This window comes from Microbispora sp. KK1-11 (assembly GCF_006874435.1).
Lineage (GTDB): Bacteria > Actinomycetota > Actinomycetes > Streptosporangiales > Streptosporangiaceae > Microbispora > Microbispora catharanthi.
In genome coordinates this window covers 1-20,111 of record NZ_VIRJ01000059.1, presented here as the reverse complement: position 1 = coordinate 20,111, position 20,111 = coordinate 1, and the positions used below count along the sequence as shown (strand labels likewise).

The 20,111-nt window shown below is 70.9% G+C and carries 20 protein-coding genes and 1 pseudogene; 10 read left to right on the top strand and 11 right to left on the bottom strand.

Features of this window, described 5'->3' with window-relative positions; translation table 11 throughout:
* The 3 genes from FLW16_RS44835 to FLW16_RS41975 form a co-directional block, all read left to right on the top strand.
* Window positions 1–301, top strand: a 301-nt coding sequence (locus FLW16_RS44835) for a hypothetical protein (protein WP_221891575.1), incomplete at its 5' end; no start/stop codon positions are given.
* Between the two features lie 247 nt (window positions 302–548).
* A complete protein-coding gene (locus FLW16_RS41980; protein WP_142566571.1) occupies window positions 549–1,055 on the top strand; it encodes a hypothetical protein in 507 nt (168 codons plus the stop codon).
* Window positions 1,056–1,318: 263 nt separating this feature from the next.
* The gene (locus FLW16_RS41975) at window positions 1,319–1,546 is read left to right on the top strand and encodes a hypothetical protein (protein WP_142566570.1); all 228 of its coding nucleotides are present in this window, start codon (window positions 1,319–1,321) and stop codon (window positions 1,544–1,546) included.
* Between the two features lie 191 nt (window positions 1,547–1,737).
* On the opposite strand, the gene FLW16_RS41970 is transcribed toward FLW16_RS41975, so the two are convergent.
* A complete protein-coding gene (locus FLW16_RS41970; protein WP_142566569.1) occupies window positions 1,738–1,941 on the bottom strand; it encodes a cold-shock protein in 204 nt (67 codons plus the stop codon).
* A gap of 803 nt (window positions 1,942–2,744) precedes the next feature.
* On the opposite strand from FLW16_RS41970, the gene FLW16_RS41965 reads away from it, so the two are divergent.
* Both FLW16_RS41965 and FLW16_RS41960 read left to right on the top strand, forming a co-directional pair.
* Window positions 2,745–3,581 carry a hypothetical protein gene (locus tag FLW16_RS41965; protein WP_142566568.1) on the top strand — a complete coding sequence of 279 codons (837 nt, stop codon included), beginning with the start codon at window positions 2,745–2,747 and terminating at the stop codon, window positions 3,579–3,581.
* A 90-nt stretch (window positions 3,582–3,671) separates the two neighbouring features.
* Window positions 3,672–4,199, top strand: coding sequence for an NUDIX hydrolase family protein (locus FLW16_RS41960; protein WP_142566573.1), 528 nt, complete (start codon window positions 3,672–3,674; stop codon window positions 4,197–4,199).
* A 6-nt stretch (window positions 4,200–4,205) separates the two neighbouring features.
* On the opposite strand, the gene FLW16_RS41955 is transcribed toward FLW16_RS41960, so the two are convergent.
* From FLW16_RS41955 to FLW16_RS41940, 4 genes are read right to left on the bottom strand one after another with little or no spacing between them, the layout of a single operon-like run.
* Window positions 4,206–5,189 (bottom strand): nucleotidyl transferase AbiEii/AbiGii toxin family protein, encoded by a 984-nt coding sequence (locus FLW16_RS41955; RefSeq protein WP_142566567.1) that lies wholly within the window; start codon window positions 5,187–5,189, stop codon window positions 4,206–4,208.
* Entirely contained in the window at window positions 5,186–5,806 is a 621-nt protein-coding gene (locus FLW16_RS41950) for a hypothetical protein (protein ID WP_142566566.1), read from the bottom strand. The genes FLW16_RS41955 and FLW16_RS41950 overlap by 4 nt, the downstream gene beginning before the upstream one ends.
* Window positions 5,803–6,720: an ADP-ribosylglycohydrolase family protein gene (locus FLW16_RS41945; RefSeq protein WP_142566565.1), complete on the bottom strand. Its 918-nt coding sequence runs from the start codon at window positions 6,718–6,720 to the stop codon at window positions 5,803–5,805. Before FLW16_RS41945 ends, FLW16_RS41950 begins: the two co-directional genes overlap by 4 nt.
* A 37-nt stretch (window positions 6,721–6,757) precedes the next feature.
* Window positions 6,758–7,189, bottom strand: coding sequence for a nuclear transport factor 2 family protein (locus tag FLW16_RS41940; protein ID WP_185949840.1), 432 nt, complete (start codon window positions 7,187–7,189; stop codon window positions 6,758–6,760).
* A gap of 185 nt (window positions 7,190–7,374) precedes the next feature.
* Here FLW16_RS41940 and FLW16_RS45780 point away from each other — a divergent pair.
* A pseudogene (locus FLW16_RS45780) lies at window positions 7,375–7,524 on the top strand (winged helix-turn-helix transcriptional regulator); the annotation flags it as partial.
* Between the two features lie 50 nt (window positions 7,525–7,574).
* Here the strand turns inward: FLW16_RS45780 and FLW16_RS41930 are convergent.
* Window positions 7,575–8,921, bottom strand: a complete 1,347-nt coding sequence (locus tag FLW16_RS41930) for an MFS transporter (protein ID WP_142566562.1) — start codon at window positions 8,919–8,921, stop codon at window positions 7,575–7,577.
* A 139-nt stretch (window positions 8,922–9,060) separates the two neighbouring features.
* Between FLW16_RS41930 and FLW16_RS41925 the strand changes: the two genes are divergently transcribed.
* Complete coding sequence (locus FLW16_RS41925) at window positions 9,061–10,047, top strand: helix-turn-helix domain-containing protein (RefSeq protein WP_142566561.1); 987 nt, start codon at window positions 9,061–9,063, stop codon at window positions 10,045–10,047.
* Between the two features lie 8 nt (window positions 10,048–10,055).
* On the opposite strand, the gene FLW16_RS41920 is transcribed toward FLW16_RS41925, so the two are convergent.
* On the bottom strand, window positions 10,056–11,288 hold the full coding sequence (locus FLW16_RS41920) for an alkaline phosphatase (RefSeq protein ID WP_221891574.1): 1,233 nt from the start codon (window positions 11,286–11,288) through the stop codon (window positions 10,056–10,058).
* Between the two features lie 305 nt (window positions 11,289–11,593).
* On the opposite strand from FLW16_RS41920, the gene FLW16_RS41915 reads away from it, so the two are divergent.
* From FLW16_RS41915 to FLW16_RS41905, 3 genes are read left to right on the top strand one after another with little or no spacing between them, the layout of a single operon-like run.
* Entirely contained in the window at window positions 11,594–12,565 is a 972-nt protein-coding gene (locus FLW16_RS41915; protein ID WP_221891573.1) for an ABC transporter ATP-binding protein, read from the top strand.
* Window positions 12,562–13,917, top strand: a complete 1,356-nt coding sequence (locus tag FLW16_RS41910; RefSeq protein WP_142566559.1) for an ABC transporter permease — start codon at window positions 12,562–12,564, stop codon at window positions 13,915–13,917. Before FLW16_RS41915 ends, FLW16_RS41910 begins: the two co-directional genes overlap by 4 nt.
* Window positions 13,918–13,920: 3 nt before the next feature.
* Window positions 13,921–16,674 carry an alkaline phosphatase family protein gene (locus tag FLW16_RS41905; RefSeq protein ID WP_142566558.1) on the top strand — a complete coding sequence of 918 codons (2,754 nt, stop codon included), beginning with the start codon at window positions 13,921–13,923 and terminating at the stop codon, window positions 16,672–16,674.
* 112 nt (window positions 16,675–16,786) lie between these two features.
* On the opposite strand, the gene FLW16_RS41900 is transcribed toward FLW16_RS41905, so the two are convergent.
* The 4 genes from FLW16_RS41900 to FLW16_RS41885 form a co-directional block, all read right to left on the bottom strand.
* Entirely contained in the window at window positions 16,787–17,962 is a 1,176-nt protein-coding gene (locus FLW16_RS41900; RefSeq protein ID WP_142566557.1) for a glycosyltransferase family 4 protein, read from the bottom strand.
* Window positions 17,959–18,846 (bottom strand): sulfotransferase, encoded by an 888-nt coding sequence (locus FLW16_RS41895; protein WP_142566556.1) that lies wholly within the window; start codon window positions 18,844–18,846, stop codon window positions 17,959–17,961. Before FLW16_RS41895 ends, FLW16_RS41900 begins: the two co-directional genes overlap by 4 nt.
* A 76-nt stretch (window positions 18,847–18,922) precedes the next feature.
* Window positions 18,923–19,432: an HAD domain-containing protein gene (locus FLW16_RS41890; RefSeq protein WP_142566555.1), complete on the bottom strand. Its 510-nt coding sequence runs from the start codon at window positions 19,430–19,432 to the stop codon at window positions 18,923–18,925.
* 129 nt (window positions 19,433–19,561) lie between these two features.
* Window positions 19,562–20,111 (bottom strand): cellulose binding domain-containing protein (locus tag FLW16_RS41885; protein ID WP_185949839.1); only part of this gene is annotated, 550 nt, incomplete at its 5' end.

Genomic DNA, 20,111 nt, shown 5'->3' with positions numbered 1-20,111 from the left:
GGCCATCGCTTTCTTCTCCTTCGATCTTGACTTCGCAATCACGAAGGATCACGCGATGGCCGTCCTCATTTCACGACGCCACGCCTCTACCAGCGGAAACTCTTACACCACTCCCGTGGACGCAACCGAGCTCCGCAGGAATCGTCACTCTGCTTTCGACTTCCTTGCGAACTTCTTCGGGCCGCAGCGGCCGTCCAGCCTCACGCAAAAGCTCGAACGTCGCGCGGAGGATGGGAGAGATCTGATCGGCATAGGCCATGGGGGGATTCCTGCCTTTCGACTGTCGCCCCCGGCAGGATAGACAAAGGCTCGGTGAAAGTTCGTCGTCTCACGTCACTTCGACCCTCTGCTACCCGCGGGTGACGTGGGCTCGTAGGAAGGGGGCCCGGAGCCGGGGAGCGTGGGGAAGCGGCCGATGAAGACGGCGTTCATCCCGTGGTCAAGACCCACGTGGTTGAAGAGAGCTTCCACCGGAGGGAAGGAAACCACCTCGGCCCACGTCAGCCACCCTTGGCGTGCATGTGATTACTCCATGTAATCTCATGGTCATGACAACGATCAATCAGGGGACGCTCCTGGAGTTGGTCCGCAATCGTCCCCTGCTCGCCGCGGAGCTCCTTGGGGACGCCCTGGCGGCCGGCGACGAAGAGCCGATCGACAGAAGAGCACTCCTGCGGCGATTTCCCCGACGGGAACTCGTGAGCACGGACGAGCCCGCCCTCGCCGCCCGCTACCGCGGGATCGTGCCCGACGCGCGCCGGGCCCGTTCGCACCAGGCGGAAACCGTGTTCGAGGGGTTGATCGCGTTCCTGCGTGCCCGCATCAACGAGGGTCTGGACCAGGCGCGCGGGGCCGCGGACGCCGGGGAGCCCAACTCCCACAAAGCGGAGCGGGACCTGGCAGCGAAACGGGACCGTGTGGATTTCCTGGAATCCGTGCTCGTCAACGAGCTCTACCTGGCGTTGGAAGAACATGCCCAGGCGGAGCACCTGCTGAAGCTGGAAGCATCCGCGTACAACTGGCACACCGACTACCAGGACGCCTGGCGGCCCTGAGTGACGGCCGATCTCCTGTTCCGGCCGCCGCTCCGGCGAGCGTGAGCAGGGAGCGTATGCCGACAGCAGCCGTCCGCGAGGGGCGAGGGTTTCAGGGGCTTCCGCGCAGGCCAGTGGGGTTCTGGATCGCTTCGCCGGCAACTGCGGTGAGCTTCCTCGCGCCACCACAGGTCACCGAAGCGGACCGCTGCCGGGACGAAGACAGCATGTCAAGGACATGGGTTGGTTGTGAGCAGCTCGGTGAGCGGCACATACTGGAGGGGATGAAACCAGCCAGCGGCGCGTCCCGCCGTCACCTGCCCACGAGTCCCTTCAAGCCCCCGCCTCCCGCCCCGCCTGTCGAAGAGTTCAGCGTGAACGACCAGGTCACCCACGATCGGTACGGTCTGGGCGTGGTCGTGGAAGTAGAGGACGGGGTGGCTGTGATCGTCGACTTCCGATCACAGCAGGAACGAATCATGACCCCATACAAGAAGCTGCACAAACTCTGAGGTAGATCGTCGTAGGGGACCGCTTCCCGCGAGTACAGCCCCGTCGGCGGCACGCCGGCGGGCGTTCACGCCCGGATTGGGCAGCGGCGCTTGCAGGACCGACGAGGTGCTGCACGACGATCCTCTGCCAGGACATGAGTCGAGGCCCGCGCTTGTCGAGCGCGGACCCCGAATCACGATGCCGGCCTGGGTCAGGCGGGAACGATGTTCTCGGCCTGGGGTCCCTTCTGGCCCTGGGTGATGTCGAACGACACCTTCTGGCCCTCGTGCAGCTCGCGGTACCCCCGGGCGGCGATGTTCGAGTAGTGGGCGAAGACATCGGGGCCGCCGCCCTCCTGCTCGATGAAGCCGAAGCCCTTTTCCGCGTTGAACCACTTCACGGTTCCGACAGCCATGTCGAATCTCCTTAAACAGGGGCCGAACCGGAATCCGCACTGCACAGATTCCGCGTCGCCGGATGAGGCCCCTCCGGAGAAGGCCGGAAAAACAAAATGCGCCTGAAGGTTACATCCCGCCAGGCGCACACAAGTTTCATGGGTACCACAACTGCAACTCCGCAGATGCTAGCACGAGCCTGAGGTGACGGACCATCTGGGGTTAAAAAACCTGGATGTCCTGGCCCCTCAGGAGCTTGATCCGCGTCGGGCCCTGCAGATGCCAAGGCGGGGGCTGAGTCTGCGCAGCCGGGAGGCTATGAGCAGCTCCGGAGAATCCTGTGTCACCTGGGAATCCAGGACCTAGCTCGGATATGCGGGTAAACGAGGGAAACGATGGCCAAGCCGACATTTTCGGGAACGGGGCCGTCGCAGCCGGATTTCAGCGGCATCGACCCGGGCCGTATGCGCGAATTTCTCGACACCCTCACGCGTGGCCGCGATCTCATCAGGCAGGAAACGGACGCCGTCCGGCGCGTGCTGAGCTCGGTGAACGTCTCGGCCGTCGCGCTGAATCCCGTCGGAGAGGTCCTGAGCCGGCGTGAGGCCGCGATTCTCGCGTCCGAGAAGGTGCCGGGGTGGCTGCCCCCTGACCTTCGACTGGTGCCGTCACAGGCAGAACAGGCGGCGGACCCGCCTGTACGTGCTGCCGCCGCTCTGGCCGGTCGAGGTGCTGCCCGTCGAAATCCGGTTGTGCTGAGGCGTTGGCGCGGCTTTCATGAGCAGTCAGTGCCGGAGCCCGAGGAGGGAGACGACGGTGAGACGTGCCGGAGCGTAAGGGACCGAGGCCGGGTACGGCCGCCGCCACGGGTGACGGGCTCAAGCTGCACCGCCGCCCGCTGCGTGCGGACGGTCGCGGCTACAGCGTCATCACCCTGCGGCCGGGCACGCCGGCCCGCTTCTCCACCAACCGTTTCCATGACACCTGGCACATCCTGTCCGACCTGCACGGCGCACGCCTGCTGGGCAGGCTGCTGTGGGGCCTGTCCTTCCAGCGCCTGCCAGGCACCGTGGTCGTCATCGACCGGCCGCACCTCGACCCGAACCCGTTCGACGCCGAGCCGGCCGACCCGATCGTGCTGGTCCCGGCGCACCTGACGACCCTCACCGCGCGGGCGATCCGGCGGCTGCGCCGTGCTGCGGCCGAGCCCTCCCACGGCACGGTCCGCTGGCACACCTGGGGACTGGACACCGAGCTCGACCGCGCACGCAGGACCTTGGACCTCCGGTGGCCCGAGTGGGAGCCGCCGGTGGACACACACGGCGCCGCCATCGAACGGACCGGCGGCGCGCTGGTCTTCCGCGCCCCGCCCTCCCGGCTGCGCCTGTGGGCCGTCGACGTCGTGACGCTCGGTGAACAGTGGTATCACGACATGGATTACACGTACCTTCATCCGGTCGGCCGGCGGGGGCCCTGCGGGAGCGACGGCGAGGTGCAGATCTTCCGTGACTACCGCCTCAAGGTGTCGGCGGCCAGGACCGCCCGCCGGGAGGTCCTCGCCGGTCTCCCGCCCGCCGCCCGTCCCGACGACGTGAACCGTCTCATCTGGCGGCACGCCGACACGGTCCGCGCCCGCCGCGGCCCGGCCGTCCGGGTCTGACGCCGAGCCGGTGGCCGGAGACCCGGCACGGGTTGCGCCGACCTGCGAACCGCCCCCCGCCTGGGCAAGTACGATCGACCCGTGACCGAAATGACCGAAACGACGCCAGGCTGGCTCGCTCCCGACGAGATCGAGTCGGTGCGGGGCCGGATGCCGATCCTGTACGTGGACGCCGTGCCGGTGCGGGTGGACGACGCGGGCACCGTGACCCGCGTCGGCCTGCTGCTGCGGATCGGGGCCGACGGCACCGTGAGCCGGGCGCTGGTGTCCGGGCGGGTGTACTACCACGAGCGCATCCGCGACGCGCTCCTGCGCCATCTGGAGAAGGACCTCGGGCCGGTGGCGCTGCCGAGCGTGCCGGTCTCGCCGACGCCGTTCACCGTGGCGGAGTACTTCCCCACGCCGGGGGTCACGCCGTTCCACGACCCTCGCCAGCACGCGGTCTCCCTGGCGTACATCGTGCCGGTACGCGGGGACTGCCGGCCCCGGCAGGACGCGCTGGACCTGGAGTGGTTCACGCCCGAGGAGGCGGCCTCCCCGATCGTGCAGCAGGAGATGACCGGCGGCCAGGGCGTGCTGCTCAAGCAGGCGCTCGCCTACGTCGGCCGCCTGACCTGATCGGGGTCACTCCTCCGCGAAGGCGGGGCCGATCGCCCGCGCCAGCCGGTCCAGCCAGTCGCGGGCGTTCCCGGTGACGTGCGGATACTCGGCGCGGAACTCGTCCCAGTCCACCTCGTCGAGAGAACGGATCGTCTCCGGGCCGAACTCACCGGCCTCGCGCTCTCCGAGCGCGTCGCGCAGAACCCCGTGAAGGAGGTCGCGGGGAAGCGCTACGCGCTCGGCGAGCAGGACGGCGTCGTAGAGGTCCTTGCCCTGCGGGTATCCGTCGGAGAACAGCCAGAGCAGCTTCCACGCCAGCGACAGCTCCGGGGTGGCGGCGAGGATCGGCGTGGGCTCACCCCCGCCGGTGCGGGGGATCAGGGCGACCTCCGGCGGAACGGGCAGGCGCTCGTTGAAGGTGAAGTCGAGCTGGACGGTTCCCGGCGGAAGGTCGCCGGCCCGCCAGGTGAACACGAGCCGCCGCCCGGGGACGCGGTCGTACGTCCAGATCTCGTCCGTCGCGATGTCGCCCGGGTCGAAGGTCACCGTGCCGTCGGCAGGACCGGCCACGGTGGCGGCGATGACGCCCTTGAACATCGCGGCGGTGAGCGGGCTGTCCATGTTCACGGTGGGCGGGACGACGACCCAGTCGAGGTCGCCCGGCTCCCGCGCCTGCTCGCCGACCCACGCCTCGAGCAGCAGACTTCCGCGCAGCACGAGGTTCTCGCTCCACGGGGATTCGGCGACCACCCGGACCAGGTGGTCGATCGCCCGGCGCCGGGCCCGCCGCCACCGGCGCCCCACCTCCGGGTCGTCGAAGATCGGTTCACCGGCCCGGAACGCACGGTCGAACTGCTTCAGCGCCGGGTCGAAGATCGGCGGCTGGCGGATGCCCGGACTGTCCGTGACGGGCACGTAGGTCGCGGGGAACCACGGTGTGCCGCGCGGCGGAATGGTGGTGCCCTCGGGGAGGGTCACTCCCTTGAACCGGTCCCAGCTTGACGTCATCTCTCCTCGATCCAGCCGTGGTCGATACCGGGGTTGTCGTCGTGGACGACGTACTCTCGTTCGGCTTCGAGTACGGCGTAGCCGTGCCCTTCGAGATCGGACAGCAGCGCCTCGAAGCGGCGGCCGGCCGTGGCGAGCCCGACCCCCCGGCATCGCTGCGTGACGAAACGCTCGTGTGAACCGTCGTCGCGCTGCCGGCGGGCGTTCCGCGACACGTGCGCGCCATGGACGACGGCGAGATCGGCGAGCGGCGCCAGGTCTCCGCGGACGGCGACTTTGACGTGGTGTTCGAAGTAGCGGCCGGGCATCGCTGCGGCGGCCTCGGCGGTCTGAGGGACGTCCTCGTTCCAGGGAGCCGCCTCGATCTTGACTCGGACCACCCGGAACCCCTCGTCCCGCAACCGCGCGGTGTGGGCGGCGGCGGCCGTCCTCTGCGCGCCGAGCGTGCCCTCGCCCCGGACGGTGAGCATCGGCTGGGAAGGGGCCGTCCCGCGTTCGAGCACGATGTGGGTGAACTTCACGCCGTGCTCCCGCGCCCAGTCACCGAGTGGCCCGACCTCGTCCGCGGCCACCGTCAGGTGGATGTCGAACACGCCCCTGAACTCCGGCCCGCTCACCGGCGGGCGCCGCTTCCCGGCGAGCTCGCCGGCACCCCGGCCCAGGCGGGCAGCGGTTCCCCCCGGCGCAGCCAGCCGTGCGGCAGCCCGCCGATCCCGGCCCGTCCCCCCAGGATGCCGCCGACGATCGCGCAGGTGGTGTCGACGTCGCCGCCCGCCGCCGCGGTCGTCCAGATCGCCCGCTCGACGTCGCCGAGATGCCGGGCCGCGGCCCACAGCGTGAACGGGACGGTGTCGTGCGCCGTCACCTTCCTGCCGTTGCCCAGGGCGTCGGCGGCGAGCAGGGGATCGGCGATCGTGAGCAGCCGCCTGGCCGCGCCGATCCCGCTCCGTACGCGGCCGGACGGCGTGTGCTCCAGGACGGCGTCGAGGAACCGGCCGGGGGACAGGTCGGCCTCGCAGGCCGCCACAGCGGCGGCCACGGCCACGGCGACCGCGCCGGCGACGGCCTCGGGATGCGTGTGCGTGACCCGGGCGGACAGTTCGGCCTGCCGTGCGGCGCGGACCGGGTCTCCGGCGAACCAGGCGCCCAGCGGGGCGACGCGCATGGCCGCGCCGTTTCCCCGCGAGCCGCTTCCGTCGAAGAGCCCCGACGCGAGCGCCCGCCAGTCGCCTCCCTGCCGGACGAGCCGCAGCATCCGGCCGGTTGCCGGGCCGTAGCCGCGGTCGAAGTCGTGGTGGGTGGCGAACGAGACCGCCAGCGCGTCCTGATCGACCGTGCCCCGGTCGGCCAGGACCCGGTAGATCGAGCAGGCCATCTCCGTGTCGTCGGTCCACTGCCACGGCCCGGGCGGCAGGGTCCGGGTGGCGAGCGCCTCGCGGTTGGCGGGCACGAAGAACTGGGAACCGAGCGCGTCGCCCATTGCCAGGCCGTACAGGGAGGCGGTCGCGCGGGTGAGGGGATCTGACGCCATCGCGGCCCAGTCTGGCACACGAAGGGCTCGTGCGAATTCAGCTATGGGGGCCGGCCGCGGCGGCCTGGCGGCGCAGTGCGTCGGCCAGTCGCTGGGTGTCCTCCAGCACCTCGTCGGAGACCATGCGTCCCCAGCGCAGGCGCACCCACTGCACGGCCTCGTTGCGGTACGCCGTGCCGTCGGCCAGCGTCGCGGCGGCGTCGAGGCGGACCACGACCGTGGTGTTCCACGGCCAGCCGCGGACGACGACGTCCCGCAGGGTCAGTCGCAGCCCCGGCAGGCGTGCGAAAAGGTCGCGGAACCAGGCCTCGAACGCCGCTCTGCCACGGGTCTGGACACTCAGCGGCGTGTCCCCGGCGAAGCGGAACAGCATGTCCGGCGCCGCGATCGCGACGGCGGCCCGATAGTCGCCCGTTCCCACGCGGCGCCAGAGCCGGCGGACTCGAAGACCGGTGATCCAGTGGTACACGGCCTGCTCCCTTGCTGACGACAAGTGACTCGGACTCTAGAAGAGTCACTTGCTGTTAGCAAGGGACTAGGCTGGCGGGCGTGGACAGGGAACGATTCGCCGCCATTCACTGTTCGGTCGCCCGCGCCGCGGGTCTCGTCGCGGACCCGTGGACGCTGCTCATCCTGCGTGACCTGTTCCTCGGCATGACGCGGTACGAGGAACTGCGCCGCGATCTCGGCGTGGCGACCAACGTGCTCGCCGACCGGCTCGACCGGCTGGTGGAGGGCGGGCTGGCCGAGCGCCGGCCGTACGCCGAGCGGCCGGTGCGCCACGAGTACGGGCTGACCGAGGCGGGGCGGGAGTTGTACGACGTGGTGCTGGCACTGCTGGCCTGGGGAGACCGTCATCTGGCCGACCAGGGGCCGCCGCTGCGACTGGTGCACACCGGCTGCGGAGCGCCGGTCGTGCCGACGATGACCTGCGACCGATGCGGGGGAGTGCTCACCCCCGACACCGTCGTGGCCGCACCCGGGCCGGGGGGCCGAACCGCTCCCGGGACCGCTCTGGTCGCCCGCTTCCTCGCAGATCCCTGACGTCGGTGATCGCGGAGGTGGCGGGTCAGGGCGACCGCGGTGAGCAGCGCGACGAGCGCGCACACGCCCCGCCAGCCGGCCGCGCCCCAGACGCGTACCCCGAGCCAGGACCCCGCGCTGCCGCCGAGGTAGGCGCAGGTCATGTAGGCGGTGTTGAGCCTGCCGCGGGCGTCGGGACGCAGGGCGTAGACCCGGGCCTGGTTGGCGACCATGCCGCACTGCATCGCGACGTCGAGCAGCAGCGTGCCGAGGGTCAGCGCGACCAGGCCCGCCGTGCCGCCGAGCGACCCGGCGGCGAGGACCGCCGCCGAGACGAGGACTCCGAGCATGCAGACGAGGTTCACCGGATCCGGCCCCACGCGGTCCACCAGGCGGCCGGCGACGGGAGTGCACAGCATGGTCCCCGCGCCGACCAGGGCGAGCACTCCGACGGCCTGAGCGCCCAGCCCGTACGCCGGGCCGGTCAGCAGGAGCGCCAGGCAGGTCCAGACGGCCGAGAACCCGCCGAAGACGGCCGCCTGGTAGAGGCAGGAGCGGCGCAGCTCGGGCTCGGCGCGCAGCAGGCGCAGCGGTTCGGCCAGGAGCGCAGGGTAACGCCGGCGGGTGGACGGGGCCGTGACCGGCACCGTGACGGCCAGGCCCGCCGCGAGGAGCAGCGCAAGAGCCGCGGCCACGAGGTACGGCGCCCGCCAGCCCAGCGATTCGCCGAGGGTGCCGCTGAAGGTGCGGGCCAGCAGCATGCCGCCGGTCGATCCGCTCAGCAGCGTGCCGATCACCGCCCCCCGGCGGTCGGCCGCCACCAGACCGGCCGCCAGTGGGCCGACGACCTGCGCGGCCACGGTGGTGAGGCCGACCAGGGCACTGGCGGCGACGAGCGGCGGCAGGGCCGGCGCGCAGCCCGCGGCGAGCAGGCCCAGACCGGTCAGAGCGAGCAGGGTCACCAGGAACGGCCGGTGCGGGAATCGGTCGCCGAGCGGCACCAGCAGGACGATCCCGGCCGTGTAACCGGCCTGGGTGGCGGTCACCACCAGGGCGCCCGCGTCGGGGGACAGATGCAGCCCGGCGGCGACCAGCGGCCCGATCGCCTGCGGGAAGTAGACGTTGCCCACCGCCACCGCGCAGGTGAGGGTCAGGATCGCGAGGAGTCGGCGGCTCATGCGCCGTCCACCGGCCCGTCGGCGACATCGGAGACGCGGCGCTGTCCGGTCACGCCGCTCACGACGACGAATGCGTGAATCATGGACCGAAGTCCACGCCACGGGCGTTCCGCCGCCAATCGATGTAGCGTATGGCTTAATGATCAGCTTTGTGCTCGGCGTCGAGGACCTCGCGGACACGAGGTTCGCCCTCTCGCCCCTGACCGAGACGGTGCTCAGCCTGCGGGTGCTGCGCGACCCGGGCCTGTCCGCGGTGCATCTCCCTTGGCGCAGATCTGTTGCCGGCAGCCTCGGCGCGCTCGACACGGACCTGCTGATGTCCCTGGTGGCGGAGAGGTTCACTGTTCCCGACTTCCTGACCCCGAGGCCCGAGACCTTCGCCCCGGAGTTCGAGGAGGAGCTGGCGGTGGTCCGCCGTACCCCACCCGCTCTGGTCCGCCGCGACCTGGCGGCGACGCACGCGCCGGGCCCGCTCCCCGGGCCGCTGCGCGATGCCGCCGCCACCGGCGACGCGCCGGTCGTAAGGCTCCGGGACGCCGTCTGCGACCTCCTGGGACGCTACTGGGAGATCGCGGTCAGGCCGTTGTGGCCGCAGATGCGGCTGGTGCTGGAGGCCGACATGACCTACCGGGCGCGGCAGCTGGCCGTCGGAGGCGCCCGCCTGCTGTTCGCGGGCATGCACCCGAACCTGCGCTGGGACGACGGCGTGCTGCACGTCGACAAGATGATCAGCAGCTTCCGCGTCGCGGCGGCCGGCCGTGGGCTGCTGCTCGTGCCCTCCGTGTTCGCGCACAAGCCCGCGCCACCGGTCCTCCCGGAGGAGCCTCCCACGCTGGTGTATCCCAGCCGTGGCGTGGCGACGCTCTGGGACACGGCGCCCGTCGCGGAACAGACCGCTCTCGTGGCGCTTCTCGGCGCGCCGAGGGCGAGGCTGCTCGGCCTCCTCGGCGAGCCGCTGCCCACCGTCGAGCTCGCCCGCCGGCTCAGGGTCACCCCGAGCGCCGTGTCCCAGCACCTGCGGGTGCTGTACGCCACGGGCCTGGTCACCCGGGCCCGCGACGGCCGGCAGGTCCTGTACCGGCGCAGTTCCCTGGGCGACCGGCTGGCCGGCGCAGCGTCCGCGTGAGCGGTCGTTCAGTGACGTGAGGTCAGCACCTGTGAGAGGACCTCGTGCACGTAGGTGTTGGGGTGCTTGCCGGTGAAGAGGGTGGAGAGGGGCCCCTGCGCCGTAACCGGCACGTCCACGCCGGTGTGCCCGGTGGTGGTCCAGTCCATGACGAACTGGAGCTTGCTGCCGTGGATCGGGAACGGACCGTCCTCGGTCGACAGGTCGCTGCCGCTCTCGTCGCTGCCGGAGGTGTCCTCCACGGTGAGACCGCCGCAGTCGTGGTCGCCCGTGACGACGAGAAGCGTGTCGGGGTGCGCGGCGACGTACGCCCTGGCGACCTGGACGGCCTTCTCCAGGGATGCCATGGCCTGGAGCACGCGGGCGCCGTTGTTCTCGTGCGCGAACTCGTCGACGCCCTCCTCTTCGACGAAGAGGAAGAAGCCCTTCTTGTTCGTGCCGAGGGTGTCCAGGGCCTTCTTGGTCATGGTGGCCAGGTCCACGGCCGGGGAGTAGACGTCACCCTGGCCTTCGGGCCTCTGCTGGAACATCTCCTCGTTGCTGAACAGGCCCAGCAGCTTCCCCCGCTTCGCCCGCGCGAGCTCGTGGGCGGTGGAGACGTACTGGTAGCCGGCGCTCTTGGCCTGGTCGATCAGATTGCCCTTGGTCCCCTTGCTGGCCTCGCTCGGATCCTCGGCGGGCTTGTCCGGCCACGCGCCGGGCGTACCCGCCGGGAGCCACCAGTCCTCGCCACCGCCGAGGATGACGTCGGGCTTGCTGACCGCCAGGTACTGCCGCGCGATCTCGTCCTGGGCCGAGCGGTTGGCGGTCTGGGAGAACCACGCGGCAGGGCTGGCGTCGGTCACCTGAGCCGTGGTGACGAGGCCGGTGGACTTACCCGCCGCCTTGGCCTGCATGCCCAGGATCGGCAGCGGCTTGCCGTTGACGTCCACGCTGATGGCGCCGTTGTAGGTCTTGGTCCCCGTCGCCCAGGCGGTAGCCGCGGCGGCGGAGTCGGTGACGGCTGTCGCCGGGTCGTGCGGGCTGGTGCTCAACTGCCCGGAGACCGGAAGCCTGTCCATGGCGAGCTGTCCGTCGAGACCGGTCAGGTACAGCCTCGCGGCTTCACGATGAGCCGCGGACATGCCGTCACCGTTGATGAAGATCACACTGCGCGCCCGGCCGCCGCCGTGGTCAGAGGTGGTGGCGTTCGCGGACAGGACAGGGGTGAGAACCGCGCTGACGACCGCTGTCGTCGCCACAGCCGTCGTAGGGACAAGCAGCCGCAGCAGTCGCTTGCGGGAGGAAACCATGTGAAACCCCCGTGGGTGTGTGTTGGCAAGACGGGGATATTAGGGGCACGAGGCCACGCCGGGGTGAACATGGCTTGGCAATATCTTGAACCACGTCGCACCAAGTCCCGCTGATCACGACGTCTGTTCACGTGACATAAACCGTCTATTGGTGCGCTGCACACCGTGCCGCGTATTTAGCGCGGCTAACTTTCTCGCTGCCGTACCGATCGCCGAATCCGCGACCGGGTGCCGGCTGCCGAGGAAGGACAGGGATGGGAAGAAGCGAGACGCACAGGATGCCCGCGGTCCGGGCTCGCGAAATCACGAAGTCCTTCGGTGACGTGGTCGCACTCGACGGTGTCGACCTCGACGTGGCGCGCGGGCAGGTCCACGGCCTGGTCGGCCCGAACGGCGCGGGCAAGACGACGCTCCTCGGTCTGCTGCTGGGCTTGGCGGTCGCGGACGGCGGGCGCCTTGAGATCCTGGGGACGCCGGTCGGGCGGACGCTCGCCGTCCCCGACGGCGTCGCGGGCTTCGTCGACGGACCCGGGCTCTATCCCTCGCTCACCGCGCGCCAGAACCTCTCGGCCCTGGCCTCACTTGGCCGGTATGACACCGGCGTCGACGACGTGCTGGAGCAGGTCGGGCTCACCGACGTCGCGGACGACCGGGTCCGGGGCTTCTCGCTGGGGATGCGCCAGCGGCTCGGGCTGGCCGCCGCGCTGCTCACCAAGCCGCGACTGCTCGTCCTCGACGAGCCGGCCAACGGCCTGGACCCCGCGGGCAAGCACCAGGTGCACCGCGTCATCACCGGACTCGCCGCGGACGGGACCGCGGTGGTCCTCTCCAGCCACCGGATGGACGACCTCGCCGCGCTGTGCGCCGAGGTGACCATCCTCGCCACCGGACGGGTCGTCTTCTCCGGTCCGGTGAGCAAGCTCGCCGCCGAGAGCGGCGAACTCGACTACCGGCTGCTCACCTCCGACTCGGCGGCCGCCCACCGGCTGGCGTCGGAAACGCCCGGGCTCCGCGTCGTGCCCGGCCGCGACCCCGCTCGGGGACCGGACGCCGGCGTACTCGTGGTCCGCGGGCCTGTGACTGCCATCGACGAGCTGGTCGTACGGCTGGTGCGAGACGGCGTGGCGCTCCGGGAACTGGCGCCCGTGGTGACGCCTCTCGAGGCCGCGTTCCTCGGCCTGACCGGGACCGTACCCGCGCAGACCGACCAGGAGGACCTGCGATGACCGCGACCGTCACCCAACCCAGGGCCGGCGCCCGGCCGGCGCCCGTACTGCCCGGCTATCGGTTCGAGCTGGTCAAGCTGCTCTCCCAGTGGCGCATCCGACTGCTGCTGCTCGCCTGCTGGATCGCCCCGGCGGCCTTCGTGGCCGCCGTGAGCCTGCAGAGCTCGCTCCCGGCCGACACGGTCTTCGGCCGCTGGATGAACGCGACCGGCTGGGCGGGGGCGCTGGTCGTACTGGACTTCTCGTGCAGCTGGGCGCTCCCGCTGCTGACGGCGCTGGTCGCCGGCGACGTCTTCGCGGCCGAGGACCGGCTGGGCACCTGGCGCCACCTCCTCGTGGCGGTCCGCTCACCGAGGAGGATCTTCGTGGCGAAGGGCCTCGCCAGCCTGACCGTGCTCCTGCTGCTGGTGGCCGGGCTGGCCGCGTCGGGCGTGGCAGGGGGCCTGGTCGCGGTCGGCGACCGGCCGCTCGCCGGATTGGACGGCCATCTCCTCGCCCCGGCGGACGCCGCCGCCACGGTTCTGCTCGCCTGGGTCTGCGTGCTGGCGCCGACGGTGGCGTTCGCCGCCGTCGGGCTCCTCGGCTCGGTCGCCCTGGGCCGCTCGCCGATGGGGCTGCTGATGCCCGCACTGCTCGCCCTGGTGCTGCAGCTCGCACAGCTGCTCCCGCTACCGGTGGCGGTGCGGACGGCCCTGCCGAACAGCGCCTTCCTCGCCTGGCGCGGGCTCTTCACCAGCCCGGCGCAGGCGGGCCCCCTCCTCATCGGTCTCGCGGTGAGCGTGGTGTGGGCGGTCACCGCCACCGCGCTGGCCTACCGGCTGTTCCTGCGCCGCGACTTCACCGACCTGACGTACGACGGGTCGGGCCGGCGGGTCGTCGTGGCGGCGGTCCTGCCACTGGCCGCACTGGTCGTCCTCACCGTGGGCGTGATCGCCGTCGCGACCCCGGCCACGGGCTCGGGAATCGAGAAGGGGAAGCTGCAGGACTCGCTCGCCACGGCGTACGCCCATCTCTATCGGCTGCAGACGCAGGAGCTCAACCGCCCCGACGTCACCGAGGCGCAGCTGGGGGCGTCCGCGTCCTGCGACAAGGGCGGTTCCCGGGTCCCCGACCAGGGACCGGGCAACGACTGGCGGTGTGTCGTGTCATGGCACCTCCCCGGCGCGGCCGCCGTGGGCTCCGCCATCTACCAGCTCGACGTCACCGCGGACGGGCGGTACGTCGCCGACGGAGACGGACCCAAGGAGGTGAACGGCTTCTTCCAGGTGCGCACCCCGGCCGGGGACGCACCCAACCCCCTGTGGCAGTTCGACGGGAACGTCGACCTGCTCGCAAGCACTTCGAAGGAATGATTCATGCACGTCACGCGCCAGCGCGTCGCGAAGGCCCCACGCGGGCTCCTCAGTGGACGCACCGGCCGGCGGACCCGCCTCCTCGCGGCCGCCACCGCCGCTCTCGTCGTCGCCGGCGGCGGCATCGCCTACGCGTCCACCGACGTATTCGGCACCCAGCAGGTCGGCCAGACCACCGACAAGGGTTTGGTCGTCTCCGCCGACCAGTACATCAACCCCGTCGGCGAGCGCCTCGTCATCGACAACGGCAAGATCATGTCGTCCTCGGTCAGCCCGGACGGCGCCCACCTCGCGGCCTCGATCACCGACGGCGGCATGGCGCTCGTCATCGTCGACCTGAAGAACTGGCGGGTGCAGCAGCTCGTCGGCAACAACGCGGCGGCGAACCCGCGCATCAGCGGCAACGACGTGGGCCAGGAAGGCCCGACGTACTCGCCGGACGGTTCCCAGCTGTGGCTGGGGCGGGCCGACGGCTACACGAGGTTCACCGTGAACCCCGACGGCACCCTCGCCAACCCGACGAACGTCACCATCGCCGCACAGGGCTCGAAGCGCGCGCTGGTGGGCGAGGCGGTGTTCTCGCCCGACGGCTCCACCGTGTACTCCGCCGTCAACGGCCAGAACCGCGTGGTCGCCATCGACGCGGCGACCGGGGCCATCCGGCAGAGCTGGGCCGTGGGCAACGCCCCCCGTGACCTGGTCATGGTCGGGACCAAGCTCTACGTCAGCAACGAGGGCGGGCGTCCGGCGAAGCCCGGAGAGACGACGATCAACTCCTACGGCACCCAGGTGCCGGCCGACCCGAACACCGGCGCCACCACCACCGGCACGGTCAGCGTCATCGACCTGGCGAACCCCGCCGCCGCCCCCACGAGCATCGACGTCGGTCTGCACCCGACGGCCCTGTACGCCAAGAACGGGGCGCTGTTCGTCACCAACACCGCCACCAACGACGTGTCGGTCGTCGACACCTCCAGCGACAAGGTCGTCCAGACCATCGCCACCCAGCCGTGGCCGGAGGCCTCGGTGGGCTACGAGCCCGACGCGGTGACGCTCACCGACGACGGTCATCTGCTGGTGACGCTCGGCCGCGCCAACGCGGTCGCCGTCTACCGCTACACGACGCCGCAGGAGCCCGTCGGCTACGTCGGCCTGCTCCCGACCGATTACTTCCCCGCCGAGATCACCACGATCGGCGACCAGGTGCTGGTCTCCAACACCCGTGGCATCGACGCCCGCCGTCCCACCACCGCCGCCGGGCACGGCACCCACGACACCACGTCGAGCCTGCAGCGGTTCACGCTGCCGGACGACAAGGAGATCGCCAAGTACACGGCCACGGTCTTCGCGCAGAACGGCTGGGGCAAGAACGACGTCAAGAAGGCCGAGGGCAACAAGCAGAAGGCCGTGGCGGTCCCGAAGCGTCTCGGAGACCCCTCGACGATCAAGCACGTCTTCCTGATCGTCAAGGAGAACCGGACCTACGACCAGGTCTTCGGCGACATCCCGCAGGGCAACGGCGACCCGTCGCTGGCCCAGTACGGCGAGAACGTGACGCCGAACCAGCACGCGCTGGCACGTCAGTTCGGCCTGTACGACAACACGTACGACATCGGCACCAACTCGGCCGAGGGCCACAACTGGCTGATGCAGGCCGACAACCCGGAGTACACCGAGTCCTCGGCGGGTGAGTACCTGCGCAGCTACGACACCGAGGACGACGCGCTCGGCCACCAGCGGACCGGCTTCATCTGGAGCGGTGCGCAGGCGGTGGGCAAGACCGTGCGGAACTTCGGCGAGTTCCACCAGTTCCTGACCAAGCCGTCCGGCGCGACCTGGCAGAACCTGTACTGCGACACGAAGAACATGCAGGCGACCGGCCAGAACACCGCCTACACCCTGAACTCGTCCTCGCCGATCCCGTCGCTCAACGACGTGTCGGTGCACGGCTTCCCGAAGTTCGACACCAGCGTCCCGGACATCTACCGGTACGAGATCTGGAAGCGTGACTTCGAGGCCAACGGGCCGGCGAACCTGAACATGTTCTGGCTCTCCAGCGACCACACGGGTGGTCCGCCGAACGGTGCCGCTCAGGTCGCCGACAACGACCTGGCCCTCGGCAGGATCGTCGACACCATCTCGCACAGCAAGTACTGGAAGGACTCGGCGATCTTCGTCGTCGAGGACGACTCCCAGGCCGGCACCGACCACGTCGACGGCCACCGTGCCCCGATCCAGATCGTCAGCCCCTGGGCCAAGCACGGCACCGTGGACAGCCACTACTACACGCAGATCACCATGATCCGCACCATCGAGCAGATCCTCGGGATCCAGCCGATGAACCAGAAGGACAGCGCCGCCACCCCGATGGCCGCGGCCTTCACCAACAAGCCCGACTACACGCCGTTCACCGCCCTGCCGAACCGCACGTCGCTGACGCTGGGCCTGACGGGCTCCAACCTGCCGTCCTGCGGTGCGGACACCCCGGCGCCGCAGAACCCCGCCGCGGCGGCGGCGCCGTCGGCGAAGGTGCCCGCGGACAAGCAGGAGGTCGCGAAGAAGTGGGGCGCCTGGAAGTCGCACCAGGCGTTCAACGGGCCCAACGCCAGGGCCGATTCCGGGAACCCGGAGCAGATGAACCGCTTCTCGTGGTACGAGGCGCACGACTACAAGAAGCCCTACCCGGGTGACGACGAGATCTACGCGCCGGACCAGGTGCCGGGCGCCTACATCCCGTCGTCGGACAGCGACGGCTGACGCAGGCCGATCGGGCGGAAGGGCACCCGACCGGCGTCACCGCCGGCCGGGGGCCTTTCCGTCCCCCCGCAGGGGCGGCAGGCCGACCGGGGCCGCGTACGCGTGAGCCCGGTCACCGCCGTGCCCGCGCGTCGCTGCCCGTCTTGGCCCGCAGGAGTTCGGTGAACAGGTTCTCCCACAGCGGCATGACGTTCTCCGGCGCGTACTCCCTGGCGGTGGCCGCGGCGGCGGCGCCCATGCGCAGCCGCAGGTCGCGGTCGGCGATGAGCCGGTTCATGGCCGCGGCGAGGGCGTCCACGTCCCCGCAGGGCACCAGGACGCCGTCGGTCCCGTCGGTGAGCACGTCGCCGGGGCCGGTCGGGCAGTCGAAGGCCACGATCGGCAGCGCGTGGGTCATCGCCTCGATCATGACCATCGGCAGGCCCTCGAAACGGCTGCTCAGCGCGTAGATCGAGGCCCGGGCGAGCTCGTCGTCGAGCCGGTTGGTCCGGCCCATCAACGTCACGTGCGCGGACAGGCCGTGCTCGCCGATCAGCGCCCGCAGGGCGGCCTTCTTCGGGCCGGTGCCGAAGACGCGCAGGCGCCACTCCGGATGTTCCTTCACCACCTGGGCGAACGCCGGCAGCAGCAGGTCGAAGCCCTTCTGCCTGACCAGGCGTCCGGCGGCGACCACGACCGGGTGCTCCTGCCTGGACGGCGTCTGGTTCACCGAGTGCACCGCGTTCGGAATCCGCACGATCCTCGTGCCGGGCAGCGCCTGCTCGTACTCGCGCCGGTCGCTGGCCGTCAGCACGGCGACCGCGTCGAACCCGCCGTAGTGCCGGACGATCTCCTCGCGCAGCGGGCCGGGATAGGTGCCGAGGTTCATGTGCTCCTGCGCCACCCGCACGACGTTCCCGGAGGCGCGGCGCGCGGAGATGAGGTTCAGCGCCGGGCGTGTGGTGACGAGGACCCCGTCGTCGACAGAGGTGACGTAGTCGATGACCGCCTTCTCGACCCGCTCGGTGAAGTAGCCCGCGGCGAACTCGCCGTACGGCACGATCTTGCCGCGCAGCCGCCGCCACACACGCCGGCCGAGGGAGTCGGCCTGAACGCCGGTCCGCTGGTCCACCAGCGTGGTGAGCGCGACGCCGGGATGCAGCCGGAACTGCGGCTCCTCACGGCGGCGCACCACGCTGACGATCTCGACCTCGTGGCCGAGCGTGGCCATCGCGTTCGCCTGGTTGACCACGGTGCGGATCGTGCCGCCCATGCCGTAGGCGTGCAGGAGCATGTAACGGATCCTCATCGGCCCTCCTCCTTGGGGAGGTAGCCCCAGCTGCGGCAGATGGGTTTGAGCAGGTCGGGTATCTCGTCGGGCCCCGGCAGGTCGCGTCCCGGCTGCACCGTGCCCGAGCGGAGCTTGTCGCTCCAGTCGCCCAGGCCCTTCTGCACCACCTTCTGCTCGCCGTACGCCAGCATGCCGGGCTCCCACTCCACCTGGAGGAAGTCGCAGATGGCGCGGGTCGTCTTCTCCGGCTCGCCGGTCAGATCCTCATAGCGCACGGTCAGGCCGGTGAGCGCCTTCCTGGCCCGCTGCACCGCCTTCATGTAACGCAGCGCGTCGGAGGCGGCTTCCTCCCGGGTGCGCTTGACGGGGTCGGCCTCGTACCAGGAGGCGGCGATGGAGGCGGGGTGGCGCAGCAGGAAGACATACCGGGCGTCGGGCCAGCAGGCGGAGATCCGGGCGTACGCGAAGGCGTTGGCGGGAGTCTTGTCCACGATGGTCCGCTTGCCGCTGCGCACCAGTTCGCGGTGGAGCACCCGGTCCCACAGCATGTGCTCCAGGTCGGCCTGGTTGTGGCCGAGCGCCTCCATGGCCTTGCGGGCCAGCGGCGTGCCGAACCCGACGGTCAGCCGCCTGACGTGCAGCTCATGCGGGGCGTGGAGTTCGGGGTGCGCGTTCAGGATCGACCGCAGCAGGGTGGAGCCCGACCGCACCGGGGACATGATGAACACCGGCGCGACCAGAAGGCGGTCGGCGCGAGGGTCGGCGGGAGGACGCACCAGTTCCTCCGGCGCCGGAGCCGGGGCGGGGCCTGTGGGCGACGACTGGGCGGCGGGCCGGACACGGGTGAGCTGGACTCCCGTGAACTTGACGAGTGCGCCGTTGATCCTCCGCTGCCATGTCATGGCCCGCGAGATTACCGGGGCTTCCGGGGAAATCCCTGAGAATCCACCCCCTGCTCACCTGTGACTCCACACTGTCTCACCAGGCGGCTTGCGGCCTCCGCGCGGTCAGCCATCGGCGGGCGGCGTCCAGATGGGCGTCGCCCAGCCCGTCTCTGGGGTCGACGGCCACGACCAGGAACTCCCCGACGCCCGGATGGCCGCGCAGGAACTCCAGATCGGCCGGGCCGAGATCGTCGTCGAACCACACGAACGGCCTGCCCCGGACGTACTCGGCGACGTGCCAGGTCTTGAGGTTCACGCCGGGCGGGCGGGGAGGGTCGCCGTCGATCGGGATCACCGGCAGCGGGGGCAGCCCGATCCTGGGGCCGATCTCCTCGTTGGCGCGCTCGCCCCAGGTCGTCGCCCAGGCCAGCGTCGCGCCGGTCTCCCGGCGCAGCGCGGTCAGCTTGGCGCCGTGCCGGGGATCGAGCAGCAGGCGGAACCACTCGCCCTCCGCCACGCAGTCGAAGCGGCGGAAGCGCGGCGAGGAGCGCCGACTGGGGTTGAGCACCCCGTCGACGTCCAGCAGCAGCAGAGTCCCGTCCATCACGGCCATCATCGCGCCGCCGGATCCGCTCCTCCACCCCCGGACGCGCTGGTATGACAACGCGAAACCGGATCCGGCCGGACATCGTCCGAACCGGATCCGGTTTCGTCAGGAGTCAGGAGTCAGGGGTCAGGGGCTGGTGCAGGTGACGGCCGGGGTGGCCGCGCTGCCGTTGGCGGTGAAGCCGAAGGTGGTGGACGAGCCGGCCGCGATGGAGCCGTTGTAGGGGGCGTTGCGGACGGTCACGCTGGAGCCGGACGTGCTCTGCGTGCCGTTCCACAGGCTGCTGATGGTCTGCCCGCCCGGCCAGGTCCACTTCACGGTCCAGCCGTTGACCGCCGAGCTGCCGGCGCGGACGGTGACCTCGGACTGGAAGCCGCCGGGCCAGCTGTTGACCGTCGTGAGGGTCGCCGAGCACGCGCCCGTGACCGGGGGAGTGGGGCTGGGGCTGGTCGGCGGGGTCGGGCTCGGGCTCGGGCTCACCGGCGGGGTCGGGCTGGGGCTCGGGCTCACCGGCGGGGTGGGGCTGGGCGAGTTGCTGGGAGTGGCGTTGTTGAGGGCGTTGAGGACCGAGGTGTAGGCGGGCTTCTTGTTGCCGTTGCCGTCGAACAGCAGCGGGGTCTGGCTGGAGCGCCAGGAGTCGCTGTCGCGCACGCCCCACACGGTGATGCCGACGCAG